Genomic DNA, 19259 nt, shown 5'->3' on the forward strand with positions numbered 1-19259 from the left:
ACTTTATAGTGTAAACTATAATTAATAATTATTAACCAAACCAATTTAAAATGAAAAACAAAAAAATTAACTAATTACAATTTAATATTCTATGAATTTTAAATTATTAAAAAACCAAACTAAAAAAAACAATTAACTATGAAATTAAAAATCAAATTCGCAATTATTGCACTGCTGTTTTGTGCACAAGCTGTCTTTTCTCAGAGCAAGACAATAACCGGTATTGTTTCTGATAAATCCGGTTTACCATTAAGTGGTGTTAGTGTTACTGTACAAGGATCATCTAGCGCAGCAGCTGTTACAGATTTTGACGGAAAATACACAGTCGATAATGTTAATTCAAACAATAAATTAGTATTTGCATTTATTGGAATGAGTACTCAAACTATTACAGTTGGAAATAATACATCAATTAATGTCACGTTACAGGATTCTTCTCAGGATTTAAAAGAAGTTGTTGTTGTTGCTTATGGTACTCAAAGCAGAGCTAAAGTAACTGGTGCAATTTCCACTGTAAGCTCTAAAGATATTGTAGCAGTGCCAATAACTAATGCAGAATCTGCTTTACAAGGTAGAGCAGCTGGTGTTTCTGTTGTAAATGGTTCACCAGGTTCTGATCCAAAAGTTATTATACGTGGTTTAGGTACTATGGGAAATAGTAATCCTTTATATGTAGTGGATGGAGTTTTGACAGGAAATTTATCTGGATTAAATCCAAGTGATATTGAATCCATGACAGTTTTAAAGGATGCTTCTACAACTGCTTTATATGGTGCTAAAGCTTTTAACGGGGTAATCATGGTAACTACTAAAAAAGGAAAAAAAGGACCAGGTCAAATGACTTTTAGTACTTATCTAGGTTCACAAAAGATTACTAAAAGATTTGATGTCTTAAACACTCAACAATATCTTCAGTATGCTAAAGATGCGTTTGGTAGTGATTTAAGTGCAAGAGCAGCTCAATATGGTAATATTACTACAGATTGGCAAGATCAAATCTTTCAAACAGGTCTAATGCAAGATTATAATTTGAGTTTTGCAAATGGTACAGAGAATTCTACAAGTCGTTATTCTGCTGGATATCAAAAACAAGAAGGAGCTCTTATCAGTACAGGTTTTGAGCGTTATTCTTTCAGAGCTAATAATTCACAAAAAATAGGTAAATTAACTATAGGAAGTAATATTGGATTATCTTTTAACAATATTAGACCAGAACGTAACTCAGGCGGTAGAACATTATTGGAACATGCTATTAAAATGGCTCCTTATTTACCTGTATATAATCCTAATAATACAACAGGAGGATACCAAGGACAAGAAGGTACTGATGGTGGAAATGACGCCGAAAATCCTGTACGTGTTGCAAATAATGGATATCAAAAAATTAATAATTTATCCATAATAGGAAACATATATGCAGAATTAGAACTTTACAAAGGTTTAAAATTTAGATCACAAGTTGCATTAGATTATTTCACAAGTAAAAATCATACGTTTATTCCAAGTTACAACGAAGGAATAAATCACCAAGATTATTCTTCAACAGGTGAAATAAATTCTGGAGGTCAAACAATCGTTTTTGATAATAGTTTAAATTACAAAACAACTATCGCTGAAAAACATAATATTGAAGTTTTAGGACTTATAACTAAAGTTGAAAATAAAAACTACAGTTTAACAGCAGGAAGCCGTTACTATATTTCTAATGAAATTGATCAATTGAGACTTCAGGATGCGAATTTAACTTCTAATAATAGTGAGGCTAATAATTTAGGTTATGTTGCTCGTATCAACTATGATTACGATGAAAAATACCTAGTAGCTGTTTCTGGTCGTAGAGATGGATCGTCTCTTTTTGGTAGTGATTATCGTTATGCTAATTTTTATTCAGCTGCTTTGGGTTGGAATATTGCGAAAGAGGATTTTATGAAAAATTCTATTTTTAGTACATTAAAACTTAGAGCCAGTACAGGTACAACTGGTAATGATAGAATAGCTCCTTATAGTTATAGTTCTACTTTGTCAGCAAGATTCAATTATCCAATTGATGATAAACTAGGTGGAGGTGTTACTGCTGGTAGCGCTGCTAATCCAGCATTAAAATGGGAGTCTAAAACAACTAACAATATAGGTTTTGATTTTGGTTTATTAGATGAAAAAATTACCGGATCATTCGAATATTTTAATAATAAAGCTACTGATATTCTTTTTGCTGTACCACTTCCAGCATCTGTTGGTTCTATAAGTGGAACTCAATATCAAAACATTGCCGATACTAAATCTAGTGGATATGAAGTAACATTAGGTTATAATGATAGAGTAGGTGATTTTACCTGGTCAGCAGTTGGTAATTTGGGTACTTCAAAAAATGAGGTAACGAGTTTAGCACCTGGTGTTACAAGTGTATTAGGTGGACCATCAGGAAGATCTGGTTTAGAAAACTTCTCAAGATTAGAAGTTGGTCAGCCAATATTTTACTTTTGGGGATACCAAACAAATGGAATTTATCAAAATCAAGCAGAAGTTGATGCTGTTTTTGGACCTGGTCAAACAGTGGTTAAGCCAGGAGATATTAAATTTATTGATCGTAATGGTGATAAAAAAATCACTGCAGACGACAAAACAAATATTGGAAATCCATATCCAAAACTTACATATGGTTTAAATCTTACAGCAACGTATAAAAAATTCGATTTTAACTGTTTTATTGCAGGTGTTCATGGTGTTGATATTTTTAATGCTAATAAGTTTGATTTAGAGGCAATGCAACGTTTGTTTAACTCTGGTACAGATGTTATTGATCGCGCAGTCGTTTCAGGTGGAGTTGTTACAAATCCAACAGCTACAGTACCTAGAGCACAAGGTGCACCTATAAACTGGAACTCGGCTAGTGAACGATATGTAGAAGATGGTTCTTACACTAGATTAAAAAATATTACTGTGGGATATACATTTTCAGGAAATGAATTCCAGAAATATTTTTCAAGAGTGCGATTTTATTTAAGTGCACAAAATCTTGTTACTATTACCAATTATTCTGGCTTAGATCCTGAGGTTTCAAGTATAGACGGTAATGGAAATTCTGCTGGAATTGATTCTGGAAGATATCCGCAACCTAAATCAGTAATTTTTGGTCTTGAAGTTACATTTTAATATATAAAAAATGATGAGAAAAATAAAATATATAGTTATAGTATTGTCTGGGATTTTTGCAATAAATTCATGTGACACTAAGGATTTAGAATTAACTAATCCTAATGAATTAGCTCCTGAAACTTTCTTTAAGACCCCTGCTCAAGTAGAAGCTTCGGTTAATGCAACTTATGCCAATTTGCAAACAATAGGACTTTATGGTAGACATATTTTCTTTGCTTTGGATAATATGGCTGGAGAAAATGTGGGGAATTCAGGATTAGAAGGAAACAAAAGTCCTTTCTTGAATTTTACCTTTGATCAAAGTAGTGATATTATTCAGTTTTATTGGGAAGCCTGTTTTTTAGGAATTGCTAAAGCAAATTTTGTGTTAGATAATGAAGAAAAAATTAATGCTATATCAAATTCAGTTTTATCAACACAAACCAAAAATAAGTATTTAGCAGAAGCTCATTTTATGAGAGCTTATTATTATTTCCTTTTAGTACCTCGTTTTGGTGATTTACCAATTTATACTACACAAACTATAACTGGTAATGCCAGAAGTCCTAAAGCAGATGTATATAAATTGATTACAGATGATTTTGATTTTGCTTCAAAAAACTTGTTAGATAAAGATCAAAAGGGAAGACCAAACAAAAGTGCTGCATTCGCTTATTTAGGAAAAGCACTTTTGTATCAAAAGAAATATGATGAAGCATTAGCAGCACTTAATAAGGTTACAGGATACTCTTTAGAGCCTAATTTCTTTGACAATTTTACGGAAGAAAATGAGCATGGTAAAGAATCACTTTTTGAAATTGAATTTAGTTCAAGTTTAGGTTCTGCAGATAGATGGAATGGTACTAATAATAGTGGAGGAGAAGATTTAAATGAATCATCACTTAGAAGTCAAGAATATGGTATTCCTGGAAATGGACAAGATGGTAATAAAATTGGAGGTTGGTTTAATGTTAGCCCATCAGATGATTTGTTAACAGCTTATGAGCCAGGAGACAAACGTTATGATGCTACTTTTTATTATGCAGGATCTAAGTACAATGAAGGTAAGAATACCATGACTGCTGACTGTTTTAAATCAGGTTATAATCCTCCTGTTGCTCCAACATATAGACCGGCGGGTTGGAAAAAATATTCGAATTTATACAAAAGTCCAACAACAACTATGGATTCAGGTATTAACTTTAAAGTTATGCGTTATTCAGATGTGTTGCTTATGAAAGCAGAGTGTGAAAATCAAAGAGCAGGTGGTTCTCAAGATAATGCTATCGCATATATAAAAGAAGTTAGAGATAGAGCAGGATTAACAACTACAATTGCTGCAACAAAAGATGCTGTTTTTGCTGCAATCGTTCATGAGCGTCAGGTGGAATTTGCTGGAGAACAACTTCGTTTTGATGATCTTATTAGATGGAATTTAGCTGCTACTGTATTAGCTAAAAATGGTTTTAAAACTAATAAAAATGAGTTATGGCCAATACCAAATAGAGAAACATCATCAAATTTAAAAATTACTCCAACTGATAATAATCCAGGTTGGTAAATAGAGAATAGTTTGAGTTAGTTTTAAATTAAACAGCGCATATTTATTATTATGCGCTGTTTATCAATTTTTATATATAAATATATCTATCTAAGGGTTTAAATCTAAGGGTTTTAAATGTTTTTAAAGTAAATAATATCACAAAACAGATTGATTTTTGAAGCACCTAAAAAAAATAGCGATTCTTTTTTTACTCCTAACGTTTTTTTATAATGTTTTAGGATTGTATATCGTGTTTGCAGATCAAAAAGAGCAAACATGGGTATCTGCTATGGAAAAGGTAGACGATTCCAAGTTTCAAATAATTAAAATAGAAATCAATCCATACGCATATATTGTAGATTCTGGTTTTGAAGAGGTAAATGAAGATATAATAATCAATCATACCGTTTATCACGTGTTCAAAAATAGAATACAAAATAATGTTTTAAAATTATACTGCCTTAAAAAAACACAACAGAATGTTGTGAATAAAAATTTAAGAGAACTTGTGGATAATCAATTAGCCGATGCTAATTCAAATAAAGAAAATCCAACAAAGAAACTTTTAAAATCATTTGTAAAGGATTATATCCCAAATGATATAACTGCTTACGAACTTAATTCTAAAATCGTTTTCGGCAGAATATCATTTTCTATCTTTATTAAAAATGATTTATCAGATGGGTTTTATAATTCCCTTTACCCACCTCCAAATATGGTTTAGATTTTTTGTTACAAAAAAAACATTGTGATTACTATCATAATTGTACATGCATGGATCAAGTAATTTGTAAAATACAAATTTGCCATGTGCTTGTTTTTTTGTGACTTTTCAATTTTTTTCCAAAATGAACATTAGAAAATTTTAAAAAGATTAATTAAACACTGGTGCATAAATTCTTTTTTAGCATTTAGCATCGAAATGCATTTTATTTTTTATAGAAAAAACACATTTGTTTGAGCAAGTGTAACTTCTATAAAAATATTGAAAATGACTCCCCCTGTGTTTTTTTGGTTCATTTTATCTGATGTAAAATATGGATTGAATTAAAAATTGAAAAACAAAACATCTATTACTAACCATATAATATATTACCAAATGAAAAATTATTTTTCTCACAATATAATTGTTGTTTTTCTATTTGTATTATGTTCAAATTTATATTCAAATAATACAATAACCAATAAAAGCAAAACAAAATCAGAACCTTTAGGAAAAGATAATATAGCTTATAAATGGGGACAAATAGCACTTGTTGCTACAGCAAATGATACTGAAAAATTTAAACCAAGACCAACAGTAACTTCTCGCTATTTAGGTTTGACTTTTGTAGCTATTTTTGATGCTTGGAGTCGTTATGATAAGGATGCAATTCCAGTGTATTTAAATACAGAAAGAAGACCTGATAACGAACAAATACTTAAAAACAAAGAAATAGCTATTAGTTATGCTGCCTTCGGTGCCTTAAGTGAATATTATTTTTCTGATAAACAATTATTTGCTTCTTTTATGGTTGAACTAGGGCTTGATCCAAACAATAAATCTTTAGATCCAACAACCCCTGAAGGAATCGGAAATTTAGCTGCCAAAGCTGTAATTGAAGCCAGAAAGCATGATGGAGCAAATCAATATGGGGAAGAAAATGGTTCCAATGGGACTCCATATTTTGATTATAGTGTTTACAAACCAGTTAACTCGCCTGACGAAATGATTGATGTAAATCATTGGCAACCAAAATATTTTTCTGATGGAAAAGGCGGGAAGTTCGCTCCAGGGTGTTTGACTCCTTTTTGGAACAAAGTAAAACCTGTTGGTTTACAATCTGGAGGTCAATTCCGTCCAGGACCACCACCTTCACTTAGTTCAAAACAACTCAAAAATGAAGTTAAAGAGGTAATCGATTTGCAATTCAATCTTACAAATGAACAAAAAGCATTAGTTGAATTTATGCGTGACGGTCCTAAATCAGTACAACAAGCAGGACATTGGTTAAAATTCGCTCAAGAAGTTTCAATACGCGACAATCATTCATTGGATCAAGATGTAAAAATGTATTTTTTGAACCAAGTAACTGCTATGGATTGCTTTATAGCTTGCTGGGATACCAAAATGTTTTACGATTTTGCTCGTCCATACGCCTTGGTTCATTATTATTTTAAAGACCAAACTATCAAAGCATGGGGAGGTCCAGGTTTCGGAAATAAAGAAATGAAAGGCCAGGATTGGAGACCTTATTCGCCTGATGTTTTTTTATGTCCTTCTTTTCCGGGTTATGTTTCTGGTCATAGTACTATCAGCGGTGGTTGCGCTGAAGCATTAAAACTATGGACAGGAAGTGATACTTTTGGAAGTTCTGCAATTTGGAGTACTCCAGGTTCAATGACTGAACCAAATAACATTGGAAAATCTGTTGAATTGAAATTCCCAACTTTTACAGAAACTGCTAATATGGCTGGAATCTCAAGAGTAATGGGAGGATATCATATTCAGTCTGATAATGTTGAAGGCCTAAAATTAGGTAGAAATGTTGCTCATGAGGTTTGGAAGTTTTATAATATACATATTGGAAACAAAACAATTGACAAAGACGATATTTCTGTTTCTAAGTAATAGAAATTTAGTTTTAATATTAAAAAATCATGAAATGAGCATGATCGTAGATTGGTAGTAAACACTAATGAAGGATATGCGAATTACATATGACCAATAAAAACAAACATTATTTCCAGATGAAAATAAAACTATTATTACTATTATCAATTATTGCTTCTTTGACGCAGTCGTGTGATTATTTTTCCAATCCAAATGACAAGATGATTAGGATTTTGGAGGCTAGAAATAGGATGTATAATGTGAAGAACAATCCGTTTGCATCCAAAGTTGAAGTCGCTTATTACGATTCAATAGTTAGAAGTTCTGAAGAAGGTTTTTTCAGATTATCAAACGAAGTAAATAAAGGAAATGCATTATTGAAACTAGGTAAGGAAGCTGAATCTGTATCAATCTTAGAAAATGTTATCATCAAAAACAGGAAATTAGGGAGAACAGACGATCCACAAGTTCTAAAATCTTTGGCAATTGCCTTCATGAGACTAGGAGAGAAACAAAATTGCGTTAATTATCATAACCCACAATCATGTATTATACCAATACAAAAAAATGGTATTCATATTGTACGAGAAGGCTCTCAAAAGGCAATCGAAATTTATAAGGAATTATTGGCTATAAATCCTGATGATTATGAATCCAAATGGTTACTAAATATTGCTTATATGACTTTAGGTGGGTATCCTGAAGATGTTCCAAAGCAGTGGTTAGTACCCAATCTGAATAAAAATAATTCAGATTACACTATCAAACCTTTCGTTGATGTTGCCGCCAACGTTGGAATCACAAGTAGAAATATGTCTGGCGGTGTTATTGTTGATGATTTTAATAATGACAATTATTTAGATATTATTACTTCTGAGTGGAGTTTGGACGGACGTATGCATTATTATCAAAACGATAAAAAAGGGAAATTCGTGGATCTTTCTAAAGTTTCTGAATTAGGCCGTTTCAAAGGTGGATTGAATATGATTCAAGCTGATTATGATAATGATGGATATACTGATATTTTTGTTTTGAGAGGCGCTTGGGTGCATAAATTTGGAAGACAGCCAAATTCATTATTACATAATAATGGTGATGGTACTTTTACAGATGTGACCATTAAAAGTGGTTTGTTTTCTGAATACCCTACCCAAGCAGGTACTTGGAATGATTTTAATAATGATGGATTTTTAGACCTGTTTATTGGTAATGAATCAACTGTCGAAGCCTACCCTTGTGAATTATACATAAATAATCAAGATGGAACATTTAAGAATGTAGCCCAAGCTGCAAAATGCGATATTGTAAGTTTCGTAAAAGGGGTGACATCATGCGATTATGATCATGATGGAGATGTAGACTTGTTTATTTCAGGAATGAACACCAAAAAAATATTGTTAAAAAATACAGGTATCATAAATGGTATTCCACAATTCATAGATGCTACTGATAAAGCAGGTTTAGCAGGGATCAACGTGGCGACTTTTCCAACTTGGTTTTGGGATTATGACAATGATGGCTGGCAAGATATTTTTGTTTGTGGTTACCAATTTGATGGTTCCATTGGTGGACAAATCGCAATGGATGCATTAAATATACCAAATGAAAGCAGTAAAATGTATTTATATCATAATAATCATGATGGTACTTTCTCTGATGTATCTAAAATATCAGGTCTAAATAGAACAGTATTTGCAATGGGTTCCAACTTTGGCGATATTGATAATGATGGTTTTTTGGATATGTATCTTGGAACAGGAAATCCAGACTACAAATCATTAATACCTAATAAGCTATTTAGAAATATGGGGAATGGAAAATTTGCAGACGTTACCTATTCAGGAAGAGTTGGAAATTTGCAAAAAGGCCATGGTGTTGCCATAAATGACTTGAATAATGATGGGTATGCTGATATTTTTATCGAAGTTGGGGGTGGATATATAGGAGATTCTTTTTATAATTCTTTATATCTTAACCCAGGTCAAAATGTCAACAACTGGATAAAATTAAAATTAGAAGGAACAGACACTAATCGTTCTGCTATTGGAACAAAAATTAAAGTTAGTTTCAATGAAAATGGAGTCTACAGATCAGTGTATAGAGAAGTGAATTCCGGAGGGAGTTTTGGTGCATCGGCTTTGTTAAGGGAAATAGGAGTAGGAAAAGCCAAAACAATTGATCAAATCGAAATTACTTGGGCAAAAAGTCACAAAAAGCAAGTCTTTAAAAACATACAGCCAAATCAATGCATCAAAATTACAGAAGGAAATAAAAACTATTCGAAAGTAAATCTTAAAAAAATAGTTTTTCCTACCGCTGGCGCGAAAAGCTCTATCTGTATTTAAATAAAAAAAAGCTAGATACTAAATTCTTAGCTTAGTGAAAATCAAAATATTAAGTGATAATATTTATAACAATTTAGATAATGAAAATAAGAAAAATAAAAGCATTTCTTTTTAGCCTATTAAGCTTAACGTTACTTGTTAAGTGCTCCTCTAATGAATCGGACGAAAAAATATTTTCTAGTTTAGATCGTTCCAAAACGGGTATCGATTTTAGCAATAATCTGGTAGAAAATGATACTTTAAATTATTTTACATACCCATACATTTATATGGGTGGAGGAGTTGCTACGGGGGATATAAATAATGATGGACTCATAGATATTTTCTTTACAGGGAATCAAGTTTCTAATAAATTATATTTAAATAAAGGCAATCTTAAATTTGAAGATATAACCCAAACTGCTGGTGTTTCTGGTGATTCTCGATGGTACACCGGTGTTACAATGGCGGATGTGAATGGAGATGGTTTCCTGGATATTTACTGTAGTGTTGCAGGGAAATTTGGTCCTAAAAACAATCAATTGTATATCAATAACAAAAATGGAACTTTTACAGAGAGAGCCAAAGAATATGGTATTGATGATATTGGGAGTAGTGTTCAAGGGACTTTTTTTGATTATGACAAGGATGGCGATTTAGATTTATTTGTTGCCAATTATCCACCAACTAAATTTAATTCTCCGCCTTTTGTTTATACACAATTAATGCGAAATGTTAAAGATGAAGAATCTGGACATTTGTATAGAAATGATGGAAACCATTTTACCAATGTTACCGAAGAAGCAGGAGTTAAAGCTTATGGTTTGTCATTAAGTGGCACTATTGGTGATTTAAATAATGATACTTGGCCAGATATTTATGTTTCTAATGATTTCTGTTCTCCGGATTTTATGTATATAAATAATCATGATGGTACTTTTAAAGAAGTAATAAAAGAGGCAACATCCCATAATTCATTTTACGGAATGGGTGTAGATATATCCGATTTTAATAATGACGGAAATTTAGATGTTTTTCAAGTAGATATGGATGCCAAAGACAATCGTCGCAAAAAAGCTAATATGTCTAGTATGAATCCACAATTATTTTGGGATGTTGTAGGTGCTGGTTTTCAATATCAATACATGCACAATTGTATGCAATTGAATACAGGAGTTGTAGAAAACGGTATTCCACAATTTGAAAATATATCACGTATAACTGGGACTTCTTCTACAGATTGGAGCTGGGGACCATTGTTTGCTGATTTTGATAATGATGGTAACAAAGATTTGTTTGTTACTAATGGTACAAGAAGAGAAATAAATAATAACGATTTTTTCCATAATATCGAAAGACAGAATTTAAAACCCAAAGATTTACTGAAAGTAGCTTTAGAAATACCTTCGGAAAAAATAGACAACTTTATATTTCAAAATAATGGAAATTTGAAATTTGAAGATGCAACTAAAAAATGGGGAATAGAGTTTAAAAGTTTTTCTAATGGAGTAGCTTATGCAGATTTGGATAATGATGGAGATTTAGATCTTGTAATTAATAATATTGATGATTTTGCTTCAGTTTTTGAAAATTCTAGTTCTAAAAATAGTAATTATGTAACTGTAAAATTCAAAGGAAGTTCAAGAAATACAATGGGGCTTGGCAATCGTGTGTACATTAAAAATGGAAATGCGACACAAATGCAAGAGCTTACTTTATCAAGAGGTTTTCAATCTTCTGTAGCACCTGAACTGCATTTTGGTTTAGGAAAAGCCAAAACTATTGATGAAGTAAAAGTGGTTTGGACCAACGGAAAAATTCAAAAATTATTTAATGTAAAAGCAAATCAAACTTTAGTTTTTAAGGAACAAGATGCCAAAGCAGAAGTGGAGAAAATTGCCGAAGTAAAACCTCTATTTTCTACAGTTACATCTGTATTTCCAACTTTTAAGCATGAGGAAAATGAATACGATGATTTTAAAGATCAGGTTTTATTGCCTCATAAAATGTCCACTTTTGGTCCTTCAATTGTCGTTGGAGATGTAAACAAAGACGGATTAGAGGATTATTTTATCGGCGGATCATCCACTTTTTCAGGAAAATTATTCTTGCAAACTGCCAATGGATTTTTAGAAAAACAAACTCCAGCTTTTGAAGCAGACAAAAAAAGCGAAGATACAGGAGCAGTTTTCGTTGATGCTGATAATGATGGAGATAATGATTTATATGTTGTAAGTGGCGGATATGAATTTTTGTTAAACGATCCAGCACTACAAGATAGATTGTACATTAATGATGGAAAAGGAAATTTCACAAAAGCTTCAAATGGAACTCTTCCATCAATGCTTGCCAGTGGCTCAAAAGTATATCCAATTGATTATGATAAAGATGGTAAACAAGATCTTTTAGTTCTAGGAAGACAGGTTCCGGGTCAATATCCATCACCAGCAAATACCTCACTTTTGCACAATATAAGTACAGTTGGAAAACCAAAATTCGAAATTGCAAAAAACGAACCAAAAGAATTTAAAAATTTGGGTATGGCTACAAATGCTGTTGTAACGGATTATAACAATGATGGTCTGTTAGATATTATTATTGTTGGAGAATGGATGCCAATTCGCGTTTTCGAAAACACAAAAAGGGGATTCAAAGAAGTTTCAGAAGCATTAGGATTGACAATTGATTCTACTGGTTGGTGGTGGAGCATCCAACAAGGTGATTTTGACAAAGATGGTGATATGGATTATTTAGTTGGAAATAACGGTCTTAATTATAAATATCAGGCTACTCCAAATGAGACTTTTGATATTTATGTCAAAGACTTTGACAATGACAAGCACAAAGATATTGTATTGAGTTATTACAATGATGGTAAGCAATTTCCGGTTCGTGGTCGTGGATGTTCATCTCAGCAAATTCCTGGTATAAAGAAAAAATTCAAAGATTATGAAAGTTTTTCTGAAGCTACTTTGGTTGATGTTTACACCGAAAAATCTCTTAAAGAAGCTTTGCATTATAAAGTAAAATCATTTGCCAGCATTTATTTAGAAAATAAAAATGGAAAATTCGTTATCCATAAACTTCCAATTGAAGCTCAGTTATCTTGCATCAACCAAATCGCGGTTGATGATTATGATAAAGATGGTAATCTGGATGCTTTAATTACAGGGAATATGTTTAATTCTGAAGTGGAAACTCCAAGAAATGATGCGGGTCATGGTTTATTTTTAAAAGGAAATGGCAAAGGTGGATTTCAGCCAATTGCCCCAGTTAAAAGCGGATTTTTTACTCCTGGAGATGTCAAAAACATGGAAAGAATTAAAGTAAAAGATAAAAATTACTTTTTAGTAGCTAAAAACAATTCGTATTTGCAAAGCATTAGGATTAATTAAAGTCTTTTGGGCATTTATTACTAATTTTTATAAGTTTCAAGATGTCTGTGCAATATATTGCCAGACATCAGAAACTAAATGCATTAGTAAAAAACTAACCATCTTAATTATGGTGGCACACCTTCGACTGTTGCTATATTAAGTGATTTGACCAGATTCTTATTTTAAGTTAACTAATAATTCTATTTAGAACAATCCTCTGATTTTTTTGCTAAAGTAAATCTTTTTTTGCAACACTTTTTCTGCTAAACTTATTGATATTTTTTTTGGATAAATCCAAACTAGAGTATTGAAAAATAATGCATTAGAAGTATTGATTCAATATTTTTTTTGTCTTTAGAATAAACGGATTTTCACGAACTGATTTTTATTCTAATGGATATTATTTTAAACTTTTGGGCATTTTCCTTTTGATGGTTTCTGTAATTATAAAGACAATCAATTTTATGTCCATTTAAAACAAAACAAAATCATGAAAATATCATTATATAACTTATCTATTTATTTGTCATTCATTTTAATCATTTTCCAAGCAGAAAAAACGAGCGCTCAAGGATGTGTAGCTGTTCGACAAATGGGTGGACTTTATATGAATTCTGCTAGTTCTTATAATTTAAACAAAGGTGAATTTCAAGTAGGAACAACGTATCGTTATTTTCATTCTTGGAGACATTTTGTTGGAAAAGAAGAACAGAAAGAACGTCAGACTACAGGCGGTGGACATGACGAAAACGGCGTAGAGCAGGGGAATGCAGTAAACATTTATTCGCATGCTATAGATTTTAATTTATCATATGGAATAACAAATAGAATTCAGATTAATGCCACTTTGCCTTATGTTCATAACGAACGTTCTCAGGTTTTAAGGCAAACAAGTCCAGTAAAAGATACACTTCGTTACAGCGTTTATGCACAGGGAATTGCAGATGCGAGATTAAGTGTCAATTATTGGTTTTTTGATCCAAAAACTGCTCATAAAGGGAATGTAATGCTTGGGATGGGAGTGAAATTAAATACAGGCAGCCATGACAAAAGAGATGAAGCACCTCAAGCTGATGGAACCACAAAAAATGTAATAATGGATCAAGCCATTCAACCAGGTGATGGTGGAGTTGGAGTTTCAGTAGAAGTGCAAGCATTTAGACAATTAGTAGGTCGACTTTATGGATTTGCCAACGGATATTATCTATTCAATCCAAGAGAATCAAATGGAACATTTAAATCTGATCCAAAACCTGGTTTAGAAGGTTACGAAATTTATGCTTCTCCAGACCAATATTTTGCCAGAGCTGGTTTATCAGCAGCAATTGACAAAAATGAAAATTTTAATGTTTCATTAGCTGCAAGAGTTGAAGGTATTCCCGCTTATGATGCTTTTGGAGGGCAAGTAGCTTATCGTCGTCCAGGTTATGTTGTAGCAGTAGAATATGGCTTTTCGTATCATTTAGGAAAACATACTTTGAGTTTATTTATCCCATATAATATTGTAAAAAACCGTATTCAAAGTGCTGCTGATATTGCTAGTCAAGATCTAATAAATTCTAAAATATCAGATCCGGCCAAATATGTTCATGTGCAGGGTGATGCTGCTTTTGCGGATTATTCCATCAATGTTGGGTATTCGTATCGATTTAGTTTAGGCAGAAAAATGAGGCTCACAATGCCTAAACAATAGATTTTATTACAAAAATATCTTTTTTAAACTTTAATTAAAGTCAATATTTACTATTATGTCACATAAAAAATATTTAAAGTCACTATTCTGTATTTTCCTTTTGTTTACGGTGCATATATATGCACAACAGCAGAGTTTGCAAGGGATAGTTGTAGATGCTAAAACGAATTTGCCATTAGTAGGGGCAACAGGTAATTCCAAAACGGAAGGAGTTATCACTAATGAAAATGGTGAATTTATTATTCAAAATCAAAAATTGCCATTTACATTAAAATTCAGTTATATAGGATACAAAACACAAGAAATTGTAATTCGTTCTTTTGACTTTTTAACTGTTAAACTAATCAAAGATTCTAATGAATTAGAAGAAGTTGTGGTTTCCAGTGGTTATATGCAACAAAACAAAAAAGTATTTTCAAGTGCTGTATCAACAATTTCCGCTAAACAATTGGCAAATAAACCTGCAACGAGTTTTGATCAATTATTGGGAGGACAAACTACAGGTGTCGATATTATTGCACCAACAAGTGCTTTAAACAATACTCCTGTAATGCGCATTAGAGGAATTAGTACCATAACTTCAGGACTTTACCCGTTGGTAGTGATTGATGGTGTTACTGTTTTTGTAGGCTCAGTAGGAGGTAAGGTCGGGAATAATCCTTTGTCAGATATCAATCCAAATGATATACAATCCATTGATGTACTAAAAGATGCTTCGGCAGCAGCTATTTATGGATCAAGAGCGGCCAATGGTGTTATGGTTATTACAACTAAAAAGGGAAAAAAAGGCAAACCAAGAGTGAATTATGACAGCTGGTTTAGTATGAGTACACCTTATAATCTGCCAAAATTATTGAATGCAGAACAGTATACAATGATAAAAAATGAGGCAATGGTCAATTCAGGTAAAGCTCCTGGTTATGCTTTGTCCTATAATCAAGACGGAAGTATTGTAGATACAAATTGGTATGATGTTGCTTTTAAACCTGGATTTTCAAATAACCAAAACATTAGCATTTCGGGAGCAAATGATGCGACTTCTTATTTTTTCTCAACCGGTTATACTAATCAAAATAGTTATATAAAAAACAATACATTCGAGCGTTTGTCTGCGCGACTTAATATTGAACATCAAGTCAACAAAAAATTAAAATTTGGAGCAAATGTTACTTATGACAATGGCAAAAACGTAGGGCCAGAAACTGGGGCAATACCTAGTAATTCAATGTCTTCATCTGCTTATAATTCGCAATATATTACAAACGAATCTTTAGCAAGGATGACATATGTGCTTCCTTCAAATGTACCAGTATATAATGCAGATGGTTCATATAGTATTCAAAACGGAATTAGTGTAGGTTATGGAGCAAATAATCCGAGTACCATTGGAACTATAAATGCTTATAATTTGGCTATGGTGCAGGAATTGGACTGGTCTTCTTCAGAGAATCATACTTTGATGGGGAACGTTTTTGGCGAAATTAATTTAATTAAGGATTTGAAATTCCGTTCCAATTTTGGATTAAATAATTTACAAGTAGTCAATAAAGCATTTTTGAATCCCATACATGGTGGAGGAGCTGCATCTAACGGAGTTGCAACTAATACTTATACAGAATTTCGTCGTTCTGATTTTACAAACTCCCTAATTTATGAAGCTAATTTTAAAGAGAGCCATCATGTTTATGCTATGCTTGGTCTAGAAACAATCAAAACAACAACCGATGGTTGGGGAGCACAAAAATCAGATTTGACAGATCCTAGCTATACCAATTTTCAAGGCACTTTTATAAATATTGCACCATACGGTAGTGTTTATTCAGAAAACGCACTACTCTCTTATTTTTCTAATGTTTCTTATGATTATAATAGAAAATACTTATTGAGTTTCAACTTCCGTAGAGATGGGCTTTCTGCATTGACAGATGGTAATAAATACGGAAATTTTGCTGGAGGTTCTGTGGGTTGGAACGTATATGAAGAAGATTTTTATAAAGATTCTGCTTTTTCAAGAATCATTAGTAACTTAAAGCTAAGAGCCAGTTATGGTATTGTTGGGAACAGTGAAATTGGTGATTATCCTGCATTTGGAACTTATAATTCATATACTTATGGCGGAGTACCAACGTTAGCTTATTCGCAAACTGCCAATCCAAATCTTAAATGGGAAACTAGTACCAAAACCGATTTAGGTTTTAATTTTTCTATGTTTAATGATAGACTAAATCTAGAGTTCGACTATTACAATAATGTTGTTGATGATTTGATTCTAAAAACACCACAATCACTTTCTGCAGGAATTCCGGGTAATTATATCAATTCAAATGTTGGTAGTTTGTACAATCGCGGTATTGAGTTGGGTATTAATGTGTTAATTGTTGATAATAAAGATTTTAGATGGAAAACAAATTTCAATTTTTCAACTCTTGAAAATAAAGTTACAGCACTCGCTAGCGATGTTTTTGTTCCAAGTGTTTTTGGAGTACAAAATATGACAAGAGTAGGCTATTCTATTGGGTCCGTTTTTGCCGTGCCTTGTAATGGTGTAAATCCAGACAATGGTTTGATGATGTTCACCAATAGCGCTGGAAAAGTGGTTCAGTACAATCACATAGGCTCTCCAAAATGGACTTATCTTGACGGAACTGCGGCGCCAGCAATAGATAATTATAAAGATGGAGTGATACAAGGACCATCTTTGCCAAAAATTTCCGGAGGATTTAATAACGAGATTAACTATAAAAATTTCGACTTGAATTTTGGTTTTACTTTTGTATCAGGCAACAAATTATACAATGGAACACGAGCTACAAACTCAGACCAGCGTTACTTTAACAACGGAACATTTATCTTAGACAGATGGACAACGCCTGGACAAAAAACAGAAATACAAAAGTTGCAATATGGCGATAATGTATCAGCTGGATTCTCATTTAGTAGTACTTCTAAAGTTGAAAACGGAGATTATATTAAGTTGAAAAATATTTCATTAGGTTATAATTTGCCTCTAAAAGGTACTTCGTTAGCAAATCAAATTGCATCAGCACATATCTATATTCAGTCTGGAAACGTACTTACTTTTACAAAGTATAGAGGTTCGGATCCTGAAGTTTCTATCAATGGTAATTCTATTGATTCTGGTAAAGATCAAAATGTTCCGCCAAACGCGCGCGTATTTACTTTTGGAATTAATGTTGGTTTTTAATACTACTCTAAATAGGCGTAAATTAATTTTTATTTAAAAAAATATGAAAACATATAAAAACATAAAGTTGACTTTGGTTTTACTTGCAATTGTTATTTGTTTAACAGCTTGTAGTAGTGATATTTTAGACACCGTTCCAAAAACAAGTATACCTGAAAGCGAGGCTTATAGTACCCCTGGGAAAATTTTAGCACAAGTAAATAATTTGTACGGTCAGTTGCAAAAAGAAACTTTTTACGGAGGACGTTTTATTATTTTTAATGAACAACGAGCCGACGAATTTGGTCAGAACGATGGAAACGCTGCAACGGGTTCAGCGGTTTGGAATCAAAACGTTGCATCTACAAATGAATTTATTAATAATGTTTGGTCAGCGTGTTATACTGCTATCAACGCATCTAATATTTTAATTGAAAGATTGAATGAAACAAAAGTTATATCGGAGGCAGATGCTAAATTATATGTAGCCGAAGCTAAGTTTGTGCGCGCTTTGTCTTATTTGAGTTTGGTACAAACTTACGCAAGACCATATAATTTTGATAAAAATGGTTTAGGCGTTCCACTTCGATTAACAGCGATAACTAGTGCTGGTAATAATGACATCGCACGTAGCACTGTTGCAGAGGTTTATACCCAAATTATAAAAGACTTGGACGATGCAGAAAAAGATCTGCCGACATCTTATTCTACCTCACTTTTAAATACTTCAAGAGCACACAAAAGTACAGCAATAGCTTTGAAAACAAGAGTTTATTTAAATATGAATAATTATACTAAAGTTGTTGAAGAGTCTTCTAAAATTGTTTCCAGCACCAGTCCATTTCAATATACATCGGGTTCGGTATCGCATAAATTAGAAGCTAATTTTGCAACCATTTTTAGCGGAAGTTACACAGGTACAGAGGCAATTTTCTCTATACCTTTTGCTAATTCAACTACAGAAACACCATCAGCTCAAAGTGCTTTAGCTTTTAATTATTTAAAACAACCTATTCTTTTTTTAGCAACAGCAGGTATTGTAAGCAATCCGGCCTTAACATCTCCGGATGATGCGCGAGCCGGTTTGATTGGAACTAATGCTGCAAAACAAAAAGTATTGAAAAAATTTGCTATTACAACCGCACCTTTTCGGGATTATGTACCAGTGATCCGTTATGCGGAAGTTTTACTGAATTATGCTGAAGCAGCAGCATATAACAATGATTTAGAAAAATCTATCGCTTTGTTAAAAGAGGTAAGAAATCGTTCAAATCCTAAATATGTTTTTCCTGACACTGCCATAAATAGTAAAGATGCGATAATCAATACTATTTTGATAGAAAGACAGATTGAATTTTTAGGCGAGGGTTTCAGATTACAAGATTTACAACGGAATTTGAAAACTTTACC

At 32.4% G+C, this 19259-nt stretch carries 9 protein-coding genes; all 9 read left to right on the forward strand.

Going from position 1 to position 19259, the window contains the following annotated elements; all coding sequences use genetic code 11:
- The first annotated feature begins 138 nt into the window (after positions 1–138).
- Positions 139–3153 (forward strand): SusC/RagA family TonB-linked outer membrane protein, encoded by a 3015-nt coding sequence (locus VLC96_RS10585; RefSeq protein ID WP_325262779.1) that lies wholly within the window; start codon positions 139–141, stop codon positions 3151–3153.
- A gap of 10 nt (positions 3154–3163) precedes the next feature.
- Positions 3164–4696: a RagB/SusD family nutrient uptake outer membrane protein gene (locus VLC96_RS10590; protein ID WP_325262781.1), complete on the forward strand. Its 1533-nt coding sequence runs from the start codon at positions 3164–3166 to the stop codon at positions 4694–4696.
- Positions 4697–4853: 157 nt separating this feature from the next.
- On the forward strand, positions 4854–5402 hold the full coding sequence (locus tag VLC96_RS10595; RefSeq protein ID WP_325262783.1) for a hypothetical protein: 549 nt from the start codon (positions 4854–4856) through the stop codon (positions 5400–5402).
- Between the two features lie 375 nt (positions 5403–5777).
- Positions 5778–7289 (forward strand): vanadium-dependent haloperoxidase, encoded by a 1512-nt coding sequence (locus tag VLC96_RS10600; protein WP_325262784.1) that lies wholly within the window; start codon positions 5778–5780, stop codon positions 7287–7289.
- 119 nt (positions 7290–7408) lie between these two features.
- Positions 7409–9616 carry a CRTAC1 family protein gene (locus VLC96_RS10605; RefSeq protein ID WP_325262786.1) on the forward strand — a complete coding sequence of 736 codons (2208 nt, stop codon included), beginning with the start codon at positions 7409–7411 and terminating at the stop codon, positions 9614–9616.
- Between the two features lie 80 nt (positions 9617–9696).
- A complete protein-coding gene (locus VLC96_RS10610; RefSeq protein WP_325262787.1) occupies positions 9697–12990 on the forward strand; it encodes a VCBS repeat-containing protein in 3294 nt (1097 codons plus the stop codon).
- A 472-nt stretch (positions 12991–13462) separates the two neighbouring features.
- A complete protein-coding gene (locus VLC96_RS10615) occupies positions 13463–14665 on the forward strand; it encodes a hypothetical protein (RefSeq protein ID WP_325262789.1) in 1203 nt (400 codons plus the stop codon).
- Between the two features lie 55 nt (positions 14666–14720).
- On the forward strand, positions 14721–17870 hold the full coding sequence (locus VLC96_RS10620) for a SusC/RagA family TonB-linked outer membrane protein (RefSeq protein WP_325262790.1): 3150 nt from the start codon (positions 14721–14723) through the stop codon (positions 17868–17870).
- A 43-nt stretch (positions 17871–17913) separates the two neighbouring features.
- A partial coding sequence (locus VLC96_RS10625) for a RagB/SusD family nutrient uptake outer membrane protein (RefSeq protein ID WP_325262791.1) occupies positions 17914–19259 on the forward strand: 1346 nt, incomplete at its 3' end.

The organism is Flavobacterium sp., from assembly GCF_035456085.1.
Taxonomy (GTDB): Bacteria; Bacteroidota; Bacteroidia; order Flavobacteriales; family Flavobacteriaceae; genus Flavobacterium.

Excerpts from the sequence above, each read along its gene's own strand:
- VLC96_RS10585 (WP_325262779.1), top strand. The coding sequence starts at position 139 with ATGAAATTAAAAATCAAATTCGCAATTATTGCACTGCTGTTTTGTGCA.
- VLC96_RS10590 (WP_325262781.1), top strand. The coding sequence starts at position 3,164 with ATGATGAGAAAAATAAAATATATAGTTATAGTATTGTCTGGGATTTTT.
- VLC96_RS10600 (WP_325262784.1), top strand. The coding sequence starts at position 5,778 with ATGAAAAATTATTTTTCTCACAATATAATTGTTGTTTTTCTATTTGTA.
- VLC96_RS10605 (WP_325262786.1), top strand. The coding sequence starts at position 7,409 with ATGAAAATAAAACTATTATTACTATTATCAATTATTGCTTCTTTGACG.
- VLC96_RS10610 (WP_325262787.1), top strand. The coding sequence starts at position 9,697 with ATGAAAATAAGAAAAATAAAAGCATTTCTTTTTAGCCTATTAAGCTTA.
- VLC96_RS10615 (WP_325262789.1), top strand. The coding sequence starts at position 13,463 with ATGAAAATATCATTATATAACTTATCTATTTATTTGTCATTCATTTTA.
- VLC96_RS10620 (WP_325262790.1), top strand. The coding sequence starts at position 14,721 with ATGTCACATAAAAAATATTTAAAGTCACTATTCTGTATTTTCCTTTTG.